Raw genomic sequence first — 18,754 nt, forward strand, 5'->3', positions numbered from 1 at the left:
CGAACATCGTCGAAGTGCAAGCTGGGGTCGTGACCATGCGCGGCCGCGCTGAGAGTCCAGAAGAACCTGCGATGCGATCGCAGGACTAGTGCAGGTCGCGACCAAGCCAGTATCCGCTCGATCCGATGCGAGCGTCTGCCACGACAATCGATCACTCCCGGCGAGGTTCGGCGAGCAGAACCTCGTCCTTGCCGATGCTGTCGAGCATATTGACGGCGCTGCGACCGCCATGCGCCTCGTGACCGCACGTGGCATCGTGCGATCTTGTGCCACCTGGCCCATACCGGTACCTTAGGCGCTGTGGCATGGGTGAGGTACGTAGCAGGTGACGATAAGAACCATAGACATCAAGGTAGCCAGCAATGGCCGTATGGTCCTGCCCCTGTCGGTGCGGAAGGCTATGGGCCTACACGGGGACACGAAGGTCATCCTCACCATCGAGGAGGACGAAGTGCGACTGTCGCCGATCGCCCGCGGTGTCTCTCGCGCGCAAGCCCTTTACCGGGAACATGCCAAGGCGGTGCGTACGACCGATGACTTCCTGAGCGACCGGAAAGCGGAAGCGCTCGCGGACACAAGCGACGCTGATGCTCCAGGTCCGAAGAAGGTATCCAAGTGACCTCGGTCGTCTTCGATGCATCCGCGGTGTTGGCGCTTGTCCGGGATGAGCCGGGCGCCGACAAGGTCGTGCCCCATATCGGACGTGCCGCGATCTCGGCGGTCAACCTTCAGGAGGTCGTCAAAGAGCTGCTCCTGAGCGGCCTGGATGAGCCTACCGTACGCGAGTTGCTGAACGAGCTACGCCTCGACGCTCGCGCCCATGACGTCGAAGCCGCATACGCCGCCGCGGCACTGCACGCGCAGACAAAGGAATTTGGGCGCGGCCTCGGCGATCGCTCCTGCCTTGCGTTGGCGATGCAGCTCGGCGCGCCGGCTCTGACAGCTGATCGCGACTGGAAGAAGGTCAAAGTGAAGAACCTCAAGATCGAGCACATCCGCTAGGCGACAAGGCGCTCCTCTCCGCTCCTAATGTTCCTCCCCCATTCGAGACATTCGCGATCGCCGCCTGCTACGTCGCGGATGCACCCCTAAATAGGACATACCGCGGCACGTCGACTTATGTCCGCTGTGCAACCCCGAAGCGGACATTACCTCGGAGATCCGGGCAGGCGCAACGAACGCGGCCGTCCCTCGGCGGAGTCCAGCGAACCGTCGACTCTCACGGGAGCGCGAAGGTCCGGTTGCTCACTAAAAGCCGACAATCGAGGCGAGCCGAGGTCGGCCAAGCTCCTACAACCGGGTGCGACCCTAATCGGACATTGCGAATGGCCCGGGGCGCTGCATAGGCCCAGCTACCGGCTTCCACGCTGGGCGAACTCTTCGTATTCCGGAGCCGGCCGTTAACGGACTACAGCCGGGCGACTTCCCGCGGCGGCACGGAGGCCACAGATTGCAGGTAACACCCGCGCACTCCGCGTGACTGCACCATGTCGACGAGGTCCTTTGACCAATACCAGCCTCCCGCATCAATATCCGAGAATGAAGCCACGCCTTGGAGGTCGTTACCATTGAAGACTACACCATCAGGAAACTTGACAACTCGGAAGCCGTAGGACGTGTCTTTGATGACCACTTTGGTTCGCCGCGGATCGACCGCTTCGATGACACGACGCGGCATCACTGCGTGGAACGGCAGCTTCGCATCCTTCGCTTGAACGTAGAATTCGACGTGCTCCAGCGATGCGGGGTCGACCTGCTCGATTTGCCGGAACAGCGCATCGGAGATGAAGAACACGTCTTGATCGGGATGATAGAAATCTACAACATCCTTCGAAGATCCCTTAAACCTGACATCGGGAACCGGCAGGATCGCCAGCGGAATTCGGGCGGTGGTCCGACTACCGTTCCACGGGGATGCTTCCATTGACGGCCTGTTAGCCCAGTCGAGCCGCGCTGGCCGATAATCGAAACTTTGCCGCACTCGATAGTAGCGCTCTTCGCTGGGAACAGGGATCGTCATTCCGAATGTGGAGATCTGTCCTTCCGGTGCCTCCTTGAACATTTGACCGACTGTGAGTTCCGAACCCTGCATCACCATGGTTACCACCGTATCATTACGTCTCACCATTCCCGCGCCGCTATGCTCGAAATCGAGCATGGGGTCACGGGCAGTTGACCGCCAAACTGAACAACTCACCAGCCGCTGAGAGCCATACGCCAATTGACTTCACGGGCGCATCCCTGCCATCAGGAATGTCTGGTTTCCACCCCACCCGGCTGTTACCGCCGCGATGGCAGGCGACCCTGCGAAGGTCCGCTTCTGCGCGACACCCTGACCTTCGCCGCCGGCGCGTGCATGTGGGGGCCTAGGACGTGCTCCGACCCATTGCGGACATCCAGAGTCGATGCGAAGAGACGCTATGGGAAAGTTCGGCGTCGGCAGCGTGATCGCATCAGGATTGGCACTGGCACCGGCGTTAGCGCCGGCCTCGCCAGGTCTATCGGCTTCCGACCCAACGCACGTAGCCCGAACATTTCTGGAAGCCTTCGCCAATCGCCCAGCTTCCACGAGAGCACTGGTCACCACGGATGCAGTGATTGTGCTTGGAGACATCGGCGATAGATACTCGCGGTTCCTGAGAGAGGTTCGGCCGCAGGCGAAGTGGCTAAACACGTGCCGCGTGGGATCGCTAGAGACGAAGCCACTTCCACCTGCTGCGGAACTGAACAGCGAAGACTCCCCTCCATGGCTTAGAGGCGGTCCATTTGCTCTCCTTGAAGGCACCTACTCCTGCGTTGGTCCGAACGGCAGCAACACGGATGTTCGTGTATCGGTGGCGTTGAACAACGGTCGGGTCGCGCAATTTACGATCGGGCGGATGGACTAAACAGCACCATTTCCGCATCGCTGCACCCCTATTGCGAACGTCGCCTTTCCACCCGTTTCGGCTGTTACCGGCGCCATTGCGAGCCGCGGCGGCGAACGTCCGGTTGCACGCGACAGACGGACGTTCGCGCCTGGCCGACATCGCCCGGGCTCCTACAGCCGCCTGCGACCCAAACATGACGTAGCCATTGGGCCGGAACGGCAGGAAGGGCCGACTTGCGGACATCACCTCGAGACCGGTAAGCCCTCTCTCACTAGGAGACTACGGTGACGACTTCGATCAGAGGCGACGAGGAGAGGCAAGCGATTGTATGCAGCCTTCTAAAATCGCGCGCCCTGCGGTGGCGCGGGTCTCTTCCTTCGCGTCACCACCTGCTGCGGGCTGGTCATATCAAGACGTCTTTGCTGGCCAGCCTCATTCTGCTCCTGGTTCCTGCCTGCTCCAAGGCCGCACCTCCTGAGATGGTCACCTCTCTTGATCTAAAATTCGAATGGGGGGCGAAGAACCACTCTGTCAGGGCGACTATTGCATGCGAGGCTAGGTCCAGCCCGGCGGGCGACCGAACCTATTACGTACCTAAGCATCCGGTGGTCGCCCGATTTGGAACAGGTGCAGTCATCATCGACAACGAGGGTGGCGGGTCTAGCGGCCTTTGCCAGGAGCGTGCCTATGGATCCCGCGAGCTTGGACTCGACTACATGGGGCCTGAACTACATATCATCGACGATCTCAGAACATCCAGCCGATACGAGGTGGTCCAGCTTGCTGCTCGAGGCGCGCACTTCGTTACGCGGCAAGGCATCACGCTGCTCAAGTATGAAGTGAGAAAGCGTGATGGAGCCGATCCGAGGCGAGGAGAAGGACGATCCCAGTCCTTGTTGAATAAGATCTTCGCCAATGCTCCTGGCACCAACACGGCGACCATGTTCACCCCATTAGTCTTCAGCCCATTTTTCTTGCAGGAGAGAGGCCCAATCTCGGGGACCGATGAGCATCCTCTGCGGCGGAGGCTCCTGGCGTTGCGCGCGGATCAAGTCCTTGGTGCGTGTGAGCTGTTCGCATATTCTGATTTGCGAGCATTGTTGTCGAAATATGTTCCGCCGGATTGCGCACACCGAAAAACCGAGTTTGTTCCCAAACCCGTGGCCTCGCCGACACTGGACCCCAGCCCGATGGCACTGGGTCAAGATGGCGTCTGGACCACGGGAGGGGCGAACTGGGACCAAAGCTACGCGAGGGTCGGTGGGCGCTGGTGTGACGTCCAAACGGCTAGCGCAACCGACGATGAGCTTTGGAAGCGTTGCGTAACAAAGGTCAGATTGCTGATCGATAGCGGCAACGAGGAGGTCCCGATCAAGGCGCCCATGGGCTTCTGGGACTTTGAATCTCAGAAGTTCTGGGTGTTTGTTCCGATTGTTCATCGGAAATACCTTAATCTCACGGCACTCTGGGGGACGGAATAATTATGTTGACGCGGTCATCTATTCTACTTGGCCGAAGGGAATGGCTTAGAACTGACGTCAAGGATTTTAGAACTTGATTTTTCTGCAACATCGACAGCACGCCGGACAGCGCCATGCCCGGGAGACCGCCCGACTAAGCTGTTCCCGGTGAAATCGCCTGCCTTGGCAGCGAAAGTCAGCGTTCGCGCCGCAGCCTAACCTTGGCATTTAGATTTGCCAGATCGGGGGGCTACGACGCGCGCCGACCCATTACAGTCATGCAGACGAGTACTATGGTGCACCCAAGGCCGACTCTGACCAGCCCACTGCGCATTGGGGCCGCCTGATCAGCTCTGTTGTCTGGTTCCTCGCCGGAGCCATTCTGCTTCAGCCGATGGAGGGCTTGCTCGTCGAGAGCTGCTTTCGGGAAGGGGCTCCGGCTCTTTTCAAGCACCTCGCTTCGGCGGTGCGTTGACAGCGACGACTGGCCTCGCAGCGCCCATCGGGTCCGCGGCCTGTGCGGCGTGCACCCCCCTTGCTCGATCTGACGGCTAGGTCCGTTTTCCAGCCGATTCGGCTGTTCCCGGCGGCACCCGGCGCCGGGAACAGGCTACGTCCGCTTACGCCAGGCAGGCTGACGATCGCGCCGCCACCGGCAGGATCAGGGGGCTACAGCGCGGATCGACCCAAAGCGGACCTTCGACTGAGGTACGTCCTTTATCATGTTGGTGTCGGTCTCGCATTCGCCAATTCTAGTGGCGCCGCAACGTGCCCCGGCATATCTCTCCGCAATGCGATGTCGGCTCATCCTCCCCGTCCTTCTTGCAGGCTGCTCGCCCCAAGCTTCGGAAACGCCTTTCGACACGTCGCTAGAGGGATATGGTGGACAGGCGCGCTTCGCAGGTATTCTGTCCTTCAGCCCGCATGATGTCGACTTCACTGAGTGCGGTGCTCCGGCGGAGTGCAAGTCGCGATGGCGCACGTGCGGCGTCGCTATGACGGAGAGGGCAAATCGCGAGTGGCAAGCTCAAGCACAGTGGAAGGGACCCGTCGAGGAGCCGACGGTCTGGCTTGAATTTGTTGGCCGCAAACGGACGGACCCACGGCTTCTTACCGAAGCAGGGTTACTGACCCAGGACTGCCAAGTTCGCATAGAGCAGGTGTTGGTATCATGCCCCTCCGACGGCAGCATCTTTGTTGGAGAAGGCCTCCCGGCGGCGCCAGCATGTGCGAGGCAAGCCGCAGACTGAAACAGGGCTTCATCAGAATGTCTGGAATCCACCCGATCCGGCTGTTCCCGGCGCGATCGAAGGCCGCGGCGCCCGATGTCCGGTTGCGCGCGACACGCCGACGTTCGCGCCTGGTCCGGAGCGTCCTCCATCCTACAGCGCGGATCGACCCGTTGAAGACCTTCGTCATTTCGATCAGACTGATGCGGTGAGAGGCGTATCGATCCTCGCGGGAGCAATCGTAGGGGCGGTCCTCGCCATCCTATTCCTCACGCCGGCACGAGAGGTTTTTTCTGCTCGTGGGTACGTGAACGCGGGCATGGGCTTGATCTTCGGCGGCCTCTGCGGCGGGTCGCTAGCCGCATGCTTCCGGCGCCCTAGGGCGTAGGGAACTTCGGCTCTCCACCCTGCCCGGCTGTCCCAAGCGGCCGCAAGCGCCGCGGCGGCCTACGTCCGCTTTCTCGAGGCAGGCCGACGTTCGCCCCTCGTCTGGCCTTCGCGGGCTCCTACAGCGGGATCGACCCATTGCTGACATGCGACTCTCCGGGCAAGATCGCACCTTGAGAGGGAACTGACATGCGTCACGCAGCGACTGTCACATGTTTGTTGCTAGCGCTAACGGGGTGCGCCTCAGCCCCAGCAGGTATCCAGCGGCGTCCAGAGATTGTCATCGACATATCGCAACTTCGTGCTGCTGGCCCCGGATGGCAGAGCGAACTGGTTGATTGCTCGGACGCAGAATTTTCGTGCTTCGAAGCACCCAGTCGTTTTCTACTCGCTTTCCCGAAGTCCTGCCCAGGCAAACCTTGGCTGGAGAATTGGATCGTCGCGGGTTATCGCTTCCGTTTCACTGCGCCGGATGCCCACGACGTTCTACCTGGTGGCGGGTATGTTTCCGACAAGTACCCTCACTCGCACCTGACGTTCCGAGCCGGCATAGGATTCACCTCCTTGTGGATCCGCTCCAACCCAGTGATGAGCGACAATTGGGGAGGGAGCAGCGTCGCCGAGTACGACTTCAAATACGTGGGCAGGGCCTCGCCTTTTCGCTGTGGCTGAGGCTCGCGAGGCGTCCGCCTTCCACCCGATTCCGCTGTCACCGGCGCCATCGAAGGTCGCGGCGGCGGATGTCCGGTTGCGCGCGACAGGCTGACATTCGCTCCTGGTCCGGAGCGTCCGCAATCCTACAGCGCGGAACGACCCTTCTCAGACATAAAGAGGCTATTTTGTCCCCATCTTAGTGTCGATCTAACAATTTCCATATGTATTAGCGCCGGAACCGGTTTTGGTATATCGCTCCGCAATGCGACGTTGGCTTATCTTTGTCCCCCTTGCGGGCTGCTCGCCGCAAGTCTCGGAGACGCCTGCCGATCCGTCGCTAGCCGGGTATGGTGAACAGGCGCGCTTCGCAGGAGTTCTTGAAATCGGCCGGCATGAAGTCGTCTTCACTGAGTGCGGTACTCCGGCGCAGTGCAAGTCGCGATGGCGCTCGTGCGGCGTCGAGATGACGAAAACGGCCAATCTCGAGTGGCAAGCTCAAGCACAATGGAGGGGTCCCGTCGAGGATTCGACAGTCTGGCTTGAATTTGTTGGCCGCAAACGAACGGACCTACGGCTCCTTGCGGAAGCAGGCTTGCTGACAGTGGATTGCCAAGTCCGCGTAGAGCAGGTCTTGGTATCATGCCGCTCCGAGGGACGCATTTTTGTTGGAGAAGGTCTCCCTCCGGCGCCAGCATGCGCGAGGCAAGGCGCAGACTGAAGCAGAACGTCATCAGAATGTCTGGAATCCACCCTCTCCGGCTGCTCCCGGCGCGATCGAGCGGCGCCGCGACGAAGGTCCGGTTACGCGCGCCAAGCCAACGTTCGCGCCGCCGTGAGCGCGATCACCGCGCTACAGCGCGGACGAACCCGTTTCGGTCATCTAAGCAGGATGTCCTCTTCCCCTGCGCGATTGGCGAAGGTGAAGGTAATCGTCGTTGAAGCCACCGGCCTCGCGTAAGCCGCCAACGTCGAGAACGGTCATTTCACGATGATGCTGTTCGACCAGCCCCTCTGAACGAAGCCTCTTGAGCGTCCGATTGATGTGCACGGCTGTCATGCCGGTCGCGTCCGCAAGCTCTTCCTGCGTGATAGGGAGGCTGAAGGTATCATCTTCTACGAGGCCAACCGCCTTCATCCGCAGGTGCATCTCGCAGAGAATGTGAGCGACGGCTTCATAAGCGTCGCGACGACCCACGTTGACGATCCACTCCCGAAGGACGGCGGAGTCGATCAGTGTCATTCTCCACAGGCCCTTTGTTAGCGCCGTTCTCTCCGAGGTGATCCTCTCCAGCACTTCAGGATCGAGATGGGCGACCCTGCACGGCGTCAGTGCACCGATGGCGTGATCCATCTTCTCTAGGATGTCTACGTGGAGGTCGCAAAAGTCGCCCGGGATCAGGAACGCGGTAATTTGGCGCGACCCGTCAGGTAGCACCGTGTAACGTGCTGCCCAACCTTCAAGAATCAAATGGACTTTGTCGGGAACTTCACCATTGCGGACGATGTCTCGCTTTGCGCCCACCTCCGTTACATCTTCCGAGCAAAGCGCATCAACGAGCACCCGATCCTCATGGGCAAGGTCGACCACTTGCTCCAGTTTACAGGTCAGCGGGTTATACAGCATGGCTGGACAACTATCGATGAATTGCGTCGCACTCAAGCATCAAGAAGCCCGTCTTCCGCCACGAGTGGAACGTCGGCTTACCACCGAGGCTGTGTGAAAACGCCGCCGGGCTGATTTCACGGAGATGATGTGAGCGCGCGCGGTGACGCTTGTCAGCGTCCGACCGCCGCCAACGCTGCCGGCATGCCCAGGATCGCGATCACGCGCTTGATGTTGTAGGCGAGGACGCACAGGCTCATCTCGGTTCCTACGTTTTTTAGCCCTTTGGTTCGGAAGTGGGTGGCCCCCATCCACTGCTTCAAGGTGCCGAACGTGTGTTCAACGGTTTGCCGCCTGATCCGCATGGCATCGGGCATTTTGTCGATGCGCTGCTGCATCGCATCGAGCACGTGCTCGTGCTCCCATCTCCTGATCCGGCGCTCTTTGCCGGTGGTACACTTGGCTTTCATCGGACAGGCGGCGCACGAGCTTGCCCAATAGACGTGCAGCGTCTTGCCGGCTTCGACGCTGTCGAAGCGGTAGGTCAGCGTCTCGCCGGCCGGGCAGCGATAGGTGTCGGTGTCGACGTCGTAGATGAAGTCCTGCTTCCCGTAGCGACCTTGCGCCTTGGCCCCTGAGGTGAGCGGTTTGGGTATGATCGGCGTTGCGCCCAAGGCCTCGCAGGCGCGCACCTCCTCGCCGCCATAATAGCCGCGGTCTGCGAGCACGGTCAGGCGTTCGCCGTCCATCTCTGCCTTGGCCTTACGGCCCATGTTGGCGAGCTGAGAGCGGTCGTGGCCAAGGTTGGTTACATCGTGGGCGACGATCAGGTGATGCTGCGTGTCGACCGCGGCTTGCACATTGTAGCCGACCATGCCGGTGCCCTTGCCATTGGTGGCCATTGCACGTGCATCCGGATCGGTCAGCGAGATCTGCCCGTCAGGCACGTCGGCGAGCGCCGCCTCCATGTCGCGCAGAGCCTGCATCTGTTCGCGTAGCCGGGCTAGGCGTTCGTTCAGCCGTACCGAGCGCAACGCCGAAGTCTCGTCGTCCTGACGATCGGCCGTGTCGAGCTGAGCGAGATAGCGCGCGACGCTCGCGTCGACCTGTTCGATCCGGCGCCGAACCGCGTTGGGCGTGAAGTTCTTGTCGCGCGTGTTCACCGCCTTGAACCGTGATCCATCCACGGCAACGACGCCGCCGGCGAGGAGGCCCATCTGTCGGCACAGCAGCACGAACCGGCGGCACGTCGCCTTGATCGCATCACCATTGTCGCGCCGGAAATCCGCAATCGTCTTGAAATCGGGAGCCAGCTTGCCGATCAGCCACATCGCCTCGACATTGCGTCCGGCTTCACGCTCGAGCCGGCGGCTCGACAGAACCTGGTTGAGATAGCCGTACAGATACAGCTTCAGCATGGTCGCCGGATGATAAGCGGGTCTGCCCGTTGCCGCAGGGCGGGCACCGGTGAAGCCTAAAGCAAGTAGATCGAGTTCGTCGATGAAGGCATCGACCAGCCTGACCGGATTATCCGCACCGACATAGTCGTCCAAGCATTCCGGCAGAAATGCCGCTTGGCGCCGGTCCTGTCCCTCGACGAAACGCCCCATCCGGCCCTCCCTCGCATCGACCGGATCCTATCACATCAGCACGTTTTCACACAGCCTCCACCCGATTCAGTTGTTCCGGTCCGGAGGCGGCGCCAGCCCAGGCTACGTCCGCTTTCGCCAGGCGGGCTGACGATCGCGCCGCCACTGACAGGATCACGGCGCTACAGCGCGGATCGACCCTTGGATGAGGTGCACCTCCTCGCACAGTTGGCGTTCGGAGCGGATCCCGTGCGTATAGCCGATGATCGGCATGCGGATCATTGACTCCGGATCGATCGAGGCTCGACTTGTCTCGCTGTAAATGGGGTCGCAGATGCTCGCGAATGCTCGACAGGTCGACAAACCGGTCAGTACGCCTCAGCAGGTGGCCGTCCGGAACATGGCGCTCCAAGGTGAACCCGTAGAACAGCGCCTCCTGCATCACCGTACGCTCACCCATCATCGGCTCGCCTCCCGTCTTGCTCAGGGGCAGTGAATCAGAGTCCAGTCGTCAGTGCAACGGGAGTCTCTCAACATTATCTCACCTCTCCGGTTGCTCCCGCCGCCATTGCTTGCGACGGGAAAATACGTCGCCCTTCGCGCCGGTGACGATGGTGCGTGCGCTGCGGATCGAGGCCGCTGGTCGTCCCATCCGCCATTGCGCTCGTTCAGCACCGGTGCGAACGTCACGCGATGACACGTTTGACGCTGCTGCTGCCGGAAAGCGCGACGCGCGAATGCTCGGGCCGTGCTCCTTAACGGCGTGGGCGGCGATTTCTTTGCTGTCGTACCAGTGCATTGAACCCGGTGGCACACAGGCCACCGGATCGATTCAGATGAAGATGTCCATGTTCGGCTGCAGCATCATCGTGGGGTTCGAGAACTCGATCACGTAATCCTGCACGGCGGTGTACACACCGTCGTCATTGGCATCGATTACGGCGAATGTTCGGCCGGCGAAATCGCCGCTGTCAGGCCGGAAGAAGGTCACGCTCGTCGGTCCCCAAAGTTCGACATTCCTGGCGATGTCGGCGCTGAACGTGTCCCGGTTCAATGCGCCAGTAAAGTCGGCCCAACCGTGGGTCAGGGTGAAGGGCAGATCGATCCGGTCTTCCGACGGGTTGAACCCCTCGATCGTGTCGAACTGAAAGCTCGTCGATTCCGCGGCCGAGCGGTAGACGAAGACGTCGGCGCCCTCGCCCCCGACTAAAAGATCGGCGCCCAAATTGCCGCTCAGCCGATCGTCGCCCGTTCCGCCGTAGAGGCGGTCCGCACCATTCAGGCCCGAGAGCAGGTCGTCCTTCACGCCGCCGGTGATGATGTCGCCACCAAAGCCCCCGAAGACTTCGTAGGAACCATCCTGCTCCGCGGCTGCGTTGAAGGTCAGAGTTTCCGTCCGCACCAGGTCCCGCGCATCGACCAGCAGTCGCGCACCGGCCGCGACGTTTCCGTCCGCCATGTCTAGGTGGTAATTCAGCGCCACGCCCGTCGGGCCGCCGATCAGAAGCAGACGCTCGATGCCGGTGAGTTGATTATCCTCGAAATGATAATCGTACTTGCCGGTGAGTTGCACCGTATCGCGGCCGGCGCCGCCATCGACGCTGTCTCGCGCATTCCATTTGGCCCCGAAGACGAAGAGATCGCTGCCGGCGCCGCCGGACGCGCGATCGTCGCCGCCCTGCTGAAGCAGGAACCTGTCCGCATTGCCGCTCCCGACCAAGGTGTCGTTGCCGGCGGTGCCGGGGAGATCGTCATTCGGCGTGAGGATGATCGCTATCGAATCCTGATCGGTCAGCGCGCCGCCGATTCCGGTGCCGCCAAGGTCGTCGGTGGTCACCGTCAGCGAATCTTCGCCGTGAAAATCGAACGCACCCTGATAGAATAGCCCGTCGAGGGCCGCGTTGATCGCAGCCGAATTGCCCCGGAACGTCATTGTCGCATCGCCTTGGCCGTCCCCGGTGACGAAGGTCAGGCCAGCGGTGTCGGCAAGGGTCAGGGCTCCGTGGGCGACATCCAGGGTCACCTGAAGCATGTCGGTGTCCGGATCAGACACGGTGATCGCGTTGCCGTTCACGATCGAGAAAACCAGCTGTTCCGCCTTGCTGGTGAACTGAACCGTCGGCAGGAGATTCACGGGAGCATCGTTAACCGGAGTGATCGTGATCGGAACCTCCTCGTAGGCAACGGATTGAAAAAAATACGTTAGAGCCAGCCCTGTTGAAACCTGATCGGCTGGCGTGTTGCTCCTGTTGCGATAATGCATCGACTGAAGCACATCATCCACCAGAGCAGAAGTTGCTATCGCCTCCGGATTGAAGAAGTCGATCGCAATTCTTGGAAACTCCACGTACGGATCCGGCTCGTATTGCAACGCAACCCGGCCGAATTTCTTTCCGTCAGCGATCAAATCGAAAACAGATTCTGATAAACCAGGCTCAACCGTAAAGTACTTTCCACCCTCCAGAATCCACTCACTGTCCCTGGAAGAAGCACTAAAGACAAGAGAGTAGCCGTAATAGTCTCCGAGGCCGCCATTCAGCTGATCGGCTTCAGCAGAGACGGTGGCGCCGGCAAATAGCGCCACCGGAACACCTTCGAGGGCGGCCACCGGTCCGACGCCTTCGAATCTTGTTGGGACAGCCGCTGCGATAGTCGGCGCGCCCATATTGAGTGGAGCGGCGTCTGCGTCGCCTTCATAGGCAATCGCGTTTCCGCTTGCCCTGTCGATCGATCCTGCGAGCACGGGATCCGCGGGCAATGTCGATCGAGAAGACGTGGACGCAGGCTCGAACCCGTCGCCGTGAAAGGTCAAACCCTTGCTGTAGGACGCATACATTTCGGTTTCTCCATGCGTGATTTCACAAGGCTGCACGACTGATCTTCGTCAACCAGGCCAGCGGCAGCTGAGCGGGTGGCTTTCTGCTATCTGGCTGGTACAGAAAACGATGGCGCGAGTAACCGGGAGCCCGCTGCCCGCGCAGAGTCGGTCGCGCCATGCTGCGTGCGGGCGTTTCCGACGCTCCCGGCACTTCGTCCGAAGTCATGTGTTGCGAGCAGCCGCAGCACACCTTTATATCTAGCGATGGGAGGGACGGCCCTTATCGCGGCGGCGGCCGAAACGCCGATGAACGACAAGTGCTCGATTTCAGACGCACACATCGGAAACACTCCGCTTACAGCAGCCTGCCTGGGGCAAGGCCGTGCACGCGTTAACCATGTGCTGAAAATGCTCGCAAGTGAAGAGAATGCATGCGGCGGCGATGGCGCGCACCGGGTTGGAGGGCACCGCCGGGCGGCCGTTTTCCCATCCCACCCGACGGTTCGTTCCGCGCGCCGGGCGCGCAACGGCGATGTCAGCGCTCGCGCGGCAGCCTGACGGTGATGCGTGCGCCACGGATCGAGACCGCTGGTCGTCTCGTGCGCCATTGCGCTCATCTGGCACCGGTGCGAACGTCACCACGATGCGCTCGACGCTACCGCTCCTCGTACTACTTTCCGCCTTCGTCCGGAGACGGGTGGTCAGCGCCCTTCGAAATTGCGTTCGCGCCCGGTACAGTCGTCCGCTATGCGCCGAAAATCGACCGCAAGCGACACGGACCTGATGCACCCGAACGGATGACGGTGGGAGACCAAGGTCGAGACCGGGATCACATGCGCCTGATTCCCGGCGGCAGGCCAAGCTTCGCAATGGACTTAGACGACAATCATGCCCCGAAGGAATGTCGCCTTTCCACCCGGTTCGGCTGTCGCCGGCGGCGATGGTATCGGCGACCGCCAATGTTCGCTCCCGCGCGCCAGCCTGACGTTGGCGCCGGCACGCGGCCGGATCGGGACGGTAGGCGGGATCAGACCCATTGCCGACATCCGTTGTTGAAGGTTACCTAGGGCCATGCCGCTGGAACACGAGGGAGGGACCTTCACATACATGCGGTGGCTTGCCACGCTCGTACTGCTCCTGGTGCTTGTTTGGCTATACAAGGCTTATGGCATCGCAGTATTCGGGACGCTCATCGCAGCCGCGATCCTCGCCTGGTATCACGGACAGAGAGTCCAAGTTCGTGAAACGGCCCGGAGACAGGGGAGACCTCCTGTCGGAGTGCTGAGCCTATCAGGGCTCTCCGAGATCTCGATCAGCAGCGAGGCCCAGCTCCGTAATGCGCTCGTCGACATTGATCGTGTTGTCGACGGCGGCACCGTCACGTTGAGCGAGGGTCCCAACCACTACATCAAAGCAACTCGGCACGGTGACTTCTGGACTGTACGACTACACACCGGATCCATCTCGTATTCTCCTTATTTCGATACCGGGAGCGACTCCTTGAATAGTGAACGATGGGTCAGAGCGAGCCGTGCCCGTTCAATCCGGCAGCGGATCACGGACGAACGGGCACCGCTCCTGACGACCGAGGACGTCGCGTCTCTTTTCAAGGCATATCTTCTAGGGTCTGCGTATCCGCTCCCGGAACTGAACGAGGGAGCATAAGGATCCCTGCCGAGCGCCGCCAACGCGCTCTCAGTCGAATCTGAAATTCCGGCTTCCACCCTCCCCGGCTGTTCTCGGCGCGATCGATGGCCCCGCTGCGATAGTCCGGTCTCGCTAAGCAGGCGACGATCGCGCCGCCGCGGAGGGATCAACCCCCTACACCGTGGCGACGCCCCATAGCTGCTGTCCGCTCGCTGCATTATCAGGTTTAGAGCAGATCGCGATGGAGGCTCACCTGAACCGAATTTCTCTCATTTGCTCTGTCAATCGCGCGCTCTGGGAGGAGGTCGGGCCGAGCTTAAGAGTTGTCGCAGCGAAGGACGATGAGGGAATCATCAGGCTTCGCTTCTTCATCGACGGTGAGCCGTCGCAAGAGGATCTTGAGTCCGCATCGTCGGCCGCTGCCGAAGTCATTGCCGATTTCCCAGAGCATGAACTCGACGACAAGGTCGTTCGCCTCGACGCTCCTGAGCGGGTACAGGTGACTGCCGATTGGCAGATCGTCTTTATGCGTCGCGAGCCCGGTTGAGCGTCGACTTACCACCCGAGTCAGCTGTTCCGGTCCGGAGCCGGCGCCCGCCCAGGCTACGTCCACTTTCGCCAGGCGGGCTGACAATCATGAGATATCGGCCCTGAGGAAGGCCGTGCACGCTGCCCTGGCAATCATCCTCAAAGGGATCGAAGTGCTCGACGTCATCGTCGCGATTGTCCAAAGAGTGGTCTGGTTTCTCCGGAGACATGCCGTCGTCGTTGCCGTCGTCATCGGCGGCATCGTGCAACGCGCCTTGTTCCCGACGACTCATCGATGTGGCTGCAGCTTGGCGTCGCCTTGCTCGCGACCAGCGTAGTGCTCCGGCTCCTGTACAAGGATGGGGTAACTGGAAATCGGCCGGCTGGTCAGCGCAGCCGGTTCCGTTAGCGATCAGGGTTGGGGGAGCGTCGGTCTATTCCGGTTTTCTCGACTAACGTGTCGGCGTGGCTCCGTCCCGCTGGTTGTAGCCGGAACGAACGCATCCAAAAGCGCTGCCGCATTTCAGCTAAGCGAAGTGGTTGCAAACGCCTGGAGCAGCGAGCGCGAAGCAGGTTTGGCCAATTCGAACCGTCGCGTATGAAGGCGATCTGCGAGTTCATCCCGAACATTCCTGCGGGATGTCGAGCGTACAAGGCGCCAGCCGCTCTCGGGTCGACAACGTGGCCACTCGGGCGGAAAGAAACACGCATGGGCCGGATGCGGCAGGGCCATGAGCTCCCCATATACGCCTCATGACCAAGCTCACCGTCTGGCACGATGGCGCCTGCCCGCTCTGTCGCCGCGAAATCGCCGTGATGCGCAGGCTCGACACGCGGGGCGCGATCGACCTCGTCGATGCGGCCACGGCGGACCCTGCCACGTGTCCGATCGACCGGCGCGACCTGCTGGCGCGGCTCCACGCCTGCGAGAACGGTGAGTTGCTTATCGGTGCCGCGGCGTTCGCGGCGATGTGGCGCGCCATACCCGTGCTGCGGCCGGTTGGGATACTCGCCCACTCGAATCGAATCCTCGCACTGCTCGAACGCGCATACCTCCTGTTCCTGACGCTACGGCCGCGCCTCCAGCGGCTCGCCGGAAAGGCGGCGCAGGCATGAGGCCGATCCCGGATCCGGTCCGCCCGGGGCAGGAGAGCGTCTGGGATTACCCGCGTCCCGCAATCGCCGAGGCGACCGACGCCCACATCGTCATCGAGCACAGGGGTCGCATCGTTGCCGCCACCCGATCCGCCGTCCGCACGCTCGAGACCAGCCACCCGCCGAGCTATTATATTCCGGTCGCCGACGTCACGCCTGGCCTGCTCCATCGCGCCGAGGGCAGCTCCTTTTGCGAATGGAAGGGCGCGGCCGAATATTGGGATGTGATCGTGGACAGCGTCATGCTGCCCCGCGTGGGGTGGAGCTATCCTGCGCCGACCGCCCCGTTCGAGGCGCTGCGCGACCATGTCGCCTTCTACGCTGCGCCGTTCGACCGCAGCAGCGTCGACGGGGAGACGGTGCTGCCGCAGCCCGGCGGATTCTATGGCGGCTGGATAACGTCTCAGGTCGTCGGCCCGTTCAAGGGCGGCCCTGGCAGTCACGACTGGTAAGCCGGTGAGCAGAGACAACGACGGTCCTCGCGACCGCTCCATCCCGCGCGGAAGGCTGTCACGGCTCGGACATTTCGGACGTCTCGCCAGCGGGATGGCCGGCGGCATGATGGCCGAGGGTGCGCGGCGGCTTGCGGCGGGCGAACGTCCCCGCCTCTCCGACCTTATTCTGACGCCGGGCAACGCCCGGCGGGTCGCCGACCGACTGTCGCATCTGCGCGGCGCGGCGATGAAGCTCGGCCAGATGATCTCGATGGACGCAGGCGACCTGCTCCCGCCCGAGCTCGCCGCCATCCTGGCGACGCTTCGCAGCCAAGCGTACCGCATGCCGCCGCATCAGCTCGATCAGGTGCTGAAGATGGAATGGGGCGGCGACTGGCGCCGCCGTTTCACCCGCTTCGATGCCGCGCCGATCGCAGCCGCATCGATCGGCCAGGTCCACCGCGCCGTCCTTCACGATGGCCGCGCGCTTGCGATCAAGGTGCAATATCCCGGCGTGCGCGAGAGCATCGACGCGGACGTCGACAATGTCGCGACGCTGCTGCGCATCTCTAATCTGCTGCCGCCTTCGCTCGACCTCAGGCCGCTGCTGGCCGAGGCGAAACGGCAGCTCGCGGACGAGGCCGACTATCTCCGCGAAGGAGCGCAGATGCGGGCCTATGCCGATCGCCTCGCAGGCGATGATCGCTATGCGATTCCCGGGCTGCACGACGCCCTGACAACGGGGCGGGTGCTGGCGATGGACTTCGTCGAGGGCCAGCCGATCGAGAGCCTGGGCGGTGCCCCGCAGGCCGTGCGCGACAAGACCATGACCCTGTTGATCGAACTGGTGCTCCGTGAGCTGTTCGAATTCGGGTTCATGCAGACCGACCCGAACTTCGCCAACTATCGATGGCAGCCCGAGACGGAACGGCTCGTCCTGCTCGATTTCGGCGCGACGCGTGCGGTGCCTGCAGCGACGGCGCAGGCCTACCGCGCACTGATCGACGCCGGGCTCGCCCATGATCGGGTCCGTATCCGGGAGATCGCCGTCGAAACCGGCTTCCTGGGTGCGGCCGCGGTTGCGGCGCACCGGCCGGCCGTCGACCGCATCATCGCCGCGATCGACGATGCGATGCGCCGCCCGGGGCCGTTCGACTTCGGCGACCGGACGTTCGTCCCGGTCGTCCGCGCGGAGGCGCCGGCGCTCCTCCAGGACCGAAGGACGTGGCATGTTCCGGAGGTTGAGACGCTCTTCGTGCAGCGGAAGGTGAGCGGTACTGCGCTTCTCGCCGCCCGGCTTCGCGCGAGAGTCGATGTCGTCGGACTGGCGAGCGCGGCCACCACCTGAATTCGCGTGCGCACGGCTGACGGAGGTAAGGCCGGAGGTGGCGGCGGCTCATTCGACCCGATACCGCTGTTCCGATCGGCGCCGCGCGGCCCGCGTCTGCTTTCGCAGCCAGGACTTGCGATCGCGCCACCACCAACATGATCAGAGTGCTACAGCGGGGCGCGACCGAGGCGGTGTGAAAACGCGTGATCCTGCCACGATCGAGTTCTGACGATTGGCAGGCGTATGTCCGAGGTGCGAGATTATGGTGCCCGTCTTGCGGGCGGTGAGCCGCGGGGTTCGGCCCTCCCAGGGCACAGGATACGGCATTCGCATCCAACTTCTCTAGCCTTCCGTAACTCTGGCAATCGCGGGCGCGGCACTCCTCTCATACCTTTCGCAGCAGGACTATTTAGCAGTAAGCGTCAACTTTCCACCCTGCCTGGCCGTTGCGATTGCCGGGCGCAGCAGCCAATGTCCGCTCTCGCGCCACAGTCTGACGCCCGCGCCCGCGCGGCATCAGACCGGGTCGGCAGGCCCGGGTCCGACCAGAACATTCCTAGCTCTCGATCAACTGGAGCTTGTTACCCCACACTCCTGCCGGGGCGTTTCCAGGCTGACCTCGGCACTTGGTTGCGCTGCTCAATGCGCGCCGAGGCCAAGCTGCTTCAGATTGTTGGCGCAACGGGCGCGCTCCGACCCGCCGCGAGGTTGGCGGGGCTTCACGACACGGCTGCTTCTCGTTTCGCGGTTGGAAGCTTCGCCGCCGCGGGAGGTGCCACGTAGCCTGGTGGCGGAGCCGTTGCGCCCGCCTGAGCTGGCTGACTGGCCATCCGCGGGCTTTCCTCCGTCCTCCGCGAATGCGGGCGTGGTGATGAGGAAGGCCGAAATCGCTGCGGCGATAATCATGGTTGTCGACATTGGGAGTCTCCTCTTTCACGTTCGTCCGTCGGCGCTGCCGACACGATAGAGCGCGCTAGTTGGAAATGATCGCCGCGGGCAGTTGCAGCCGCAGACTGCGAACGCCGTCGCTGCTGTGCAACGGTTGCATTT

13 protein-coding genes and 1 pseudogene are annotated in these 18,754 nt (G+C 62.1%); 8 read left to right on the top strand and 6 right to left on the bottom strand.

Annotated elements, in window-relative coordinates:
* Positions 1-325 precede the first annotated feature (325 nt).
* Together ETR14_RS04165 and ETR14_RS04170 are read left to right on the top strand one after the other, a co-directional pair.
* On the top strand, positions 326-619 hold the full coding sequence (locus ETR14_RS04165) for an AbrB/MazE/SpoVT family DNA-binding domain-containing protein (protein WP_129383502.1): 294 nt from the start codon (positions 326-328) through the stop codon (positions 617-619).
* Positions 616-1,002 carry a type II toxin-antitoxin system VapC family toxin gene (locus tag ETR14_RS04170; RefSeq protein WP_129383503.1) on the top strand — a complete coding sequence of 129 codons (387 nt, stop codon included), beginning with the start codon at positions 616-618 and terminating at the stop codon, positions 1,000-1,002. Before ETR14_RS04165 ends, ETR14_RS04170 begins: the two co-directional genes overlap by 4 nt.
* 406 nt (positions 1,003-1,408) lie before the next feature.
* Here ETR14_RS04170 and ETR14_RS04175 read toward each other — a convergent pair whose 3' ends face one another.
* A complete protein-coding gene (locus ETR14_RS04175; protein WP_129383504.1) occupies positions 1,409-2,158 on the bottom strand; it encodes a hypothetical protein in 750 nt (249 codons plus the stop codon).
* Between the two features lie 996 nt (positions 2,159-3,154).
* Between ETR14_RS04175 and ETR14_RS04180 the strand changes: the two genes are divergently transcribed.
* Positions 3,155-4,351, top strand: a complete 1,197-nt coding sequence (locus tag ETR14_RS04180; protein ID WP_129383505.1) for a hypothetical protein — start codon at positions 3,155-3,157, stop codon at positions 4,349-4,351.
* A 3,129-nt stretch (positions 4,352-7,480) separates the two neighbouring features.
* On the opposite strand, the gene ETR14_RS04185 is transcribed toward ETR14_RS04180, so the two are convergent.
* The 5 genes and pseudogenes from ETR14_RS04185 to ETR14_RS04205 form a co-directional block, all read right to left on the bottom strand.
* A complete protein-coding gene (locus tag ETR14_RS04185; protein WP_129383506.1) occupies positions 7,481-8,224 on the bottom strand; it encodes a Crp/Fnr family transcriptional regulator in 744 nt (247 codons plus the stop codon).
* 152 nt (positions 8,225-8,376) lie between these two features.
* The gene (locus ETR14_RS04190) at positions 8,377-9,813 is read right to left on the bottom strand and encodes an IS1182 family transposase (RefSeq protein ID WP_129382883.1); all 1,437 of its coding nucleotides are present in this window, start codon (positions 9,811-9,813) and stop codon (positions 8,377-8,379) included.
* 186 nt (positions 9,814-9,999) lie between these two features.
* Positions 10,000-10,255, bottom strand: a pseudogene (locus ETR14_RS04195) (transposase); the annotation flags it as partial.
* A gap of 78 nt (positions 10,256-10,333) precedes the next feature.
* Positions 10,334-10,591: a hypothetical protein gene (locus ETR14_RS04200; protein ID WP_129383507.1), complete on the bottom strand. Its 258-nt coding sequence runs from the start codon at positions 10,589-10,591 to the stop codon at positions 10,334-10,336.
* Positions 10,592-10,624: 33 nt separating this feature from the next.
* Positions 10,625-12,628: a M10 family metallopeptidase C-terminal domain-containing protein gene (locus ETR14_RS04205; protein ID WP_129383508.1), complete on the bottom strand. Its 2,004-nt coding sequence runs from the start codon at positions 12,626-12,628 to the stop codon at positions 10,625-10,627.
* Between the two features lie 1,053 nt (positions 12,629-13,681).
* Between ETR14_RS04205 and ETR14_RS04210 the strand changes: the two genes are divergently transcribed.
* The 5 genes from ETR14_RS04210 (at position 13,682) to ETR14_RS04230 (ending at position 17,722) form a co-directional block, all read left to right on the top strand.
* Positions 13,682-14,275: a hypothetical protein gene (locus ETR14_RS04210; protein ID WP_129383509.1), complete on the top strand. Its 594-nt coding sequence runs from the start codon at positions 13,682-13,684 to the stop codon at positions 14,273-14,275.
* A 163-nt stretch (positions 14,276-14,438) separates the two neighbouring features.
* Positions 14,439-14,804: a hypothetical protein gene (locus ETR14_RS04215; RefSeq protein WP_129383510.1), complete on the top strand. Its 366-nt coding sequence runs from the start codon at positions 14,439-14,441 to the stop codon at positions 14,802-14,804.
* 734 nt (positions 14,805-15,538) lie between these two features.
* Positions 15,539-15,901, top strand: coding sequence for a DUF393 domain-containing protein (locus ETR14_RS04220; RefSeq protein WP_129383511.1), 363 nt, complete (start codon positions 15,539-15,541; stop codon positions 15,899-15,901).
* On the top strand, positions 15,898-16,392 hold the full coding sequence (locus ETR14_RS04225) for a DUF427 domain-containing protein (RefSeq protein ID WP_129383512.1): 495 nt from the start codon (positions 15,898-15,900) through the stop codon (positions 16,390-16,392). The genes ETR14_RS04220 and ETR14_RS04225 overlap by 4 nt, the downstream gene beginning before the upstream one ends.
* Before the next feature lie 4 nt (positions 16,393-16,396).
* Entirely contained in the window at positions 16,397-17,722 is a 1,326-nt protein-coding gene (locus ETR14_RS04230) for an AarF/ABC1/UbiB kinase family protein (RefSeq protein ID WP_243455755.1), read from the top strand.
* Positions 17,723-18,754 lie beyond the last annotated feature (1,032 nt).

This window comes from Sphingosinicella sp. BN140058 (genome assembly GCF_004135585.1).
Classification (GTDB): domain Bacteria; phylum Pseudomonadota; class Alphaproteobacteria; order Sphingomonadales; family Sphingomonadaceae; genus Allosphingosinicella.

Excerpts from the sequence above, each read along its gene's own strand:
- ETR14_RS04225 (WP_129383512.1), top strand. The coding sequence starts at position 15,898 with ATGAGGCCGATCCCGGATCCGGTCCGCCCGGGGCAGGAGAGCGTCTGG.
- ETR14_RS04210 (WP_129383509.1), top strand. The coding sequence starts at position 13,682 with ATGCCGCTGGAACACGAGGGAGGGACCTTCACATACATGCGGTGGCTT.
- ETR14_RS04205 (WP_129383508.1), bottom strand. The coding sequence starts at position 12,628 with ATGTATGCGTCCTACAGCAAGGGTTTGACCTTTCACGGCGACGGGTTC.
- ETR14_RS04175 (WP_129383504.1), bottom strand. The coding sequence starts at position 2,158 with ATGCTCGATTTCGAGCATAGCGGCGCGGGAATGGTGAGACGTAATGAT.
- ETR14_RS04220 (WP_129383511.1), top strand. The coding sequence starts at position 15,539 with ATGACCAAGCTCACCGTCTGGCACGATGGCGCCTGCCCGCTCTGTCGC.
- ETR14_RS04200 (WP_129383507.1), bottom strand. The coding sequence starts at position 10,591 with ATGCACTGGTACGACAGCAAAGAAATCGCCGCCCACGCCGTTAAGGAG.
- ETR14_RS04190 (WP_129382883.1), bottom strand. The coding sequence starts at position 9,813 with ATGGGGCGTTTCGTCGAGGGACAGGACCGGCGCCAAGCGGCATTTCTG.
- ETR14_RS04185 (WP_129383506.1), bottom strand. The coding sequence starts at position 8,224 with ATGCTGTATAACCCGCTGACCTGTAAACTGGAGCAAGTGGTCGACCTT.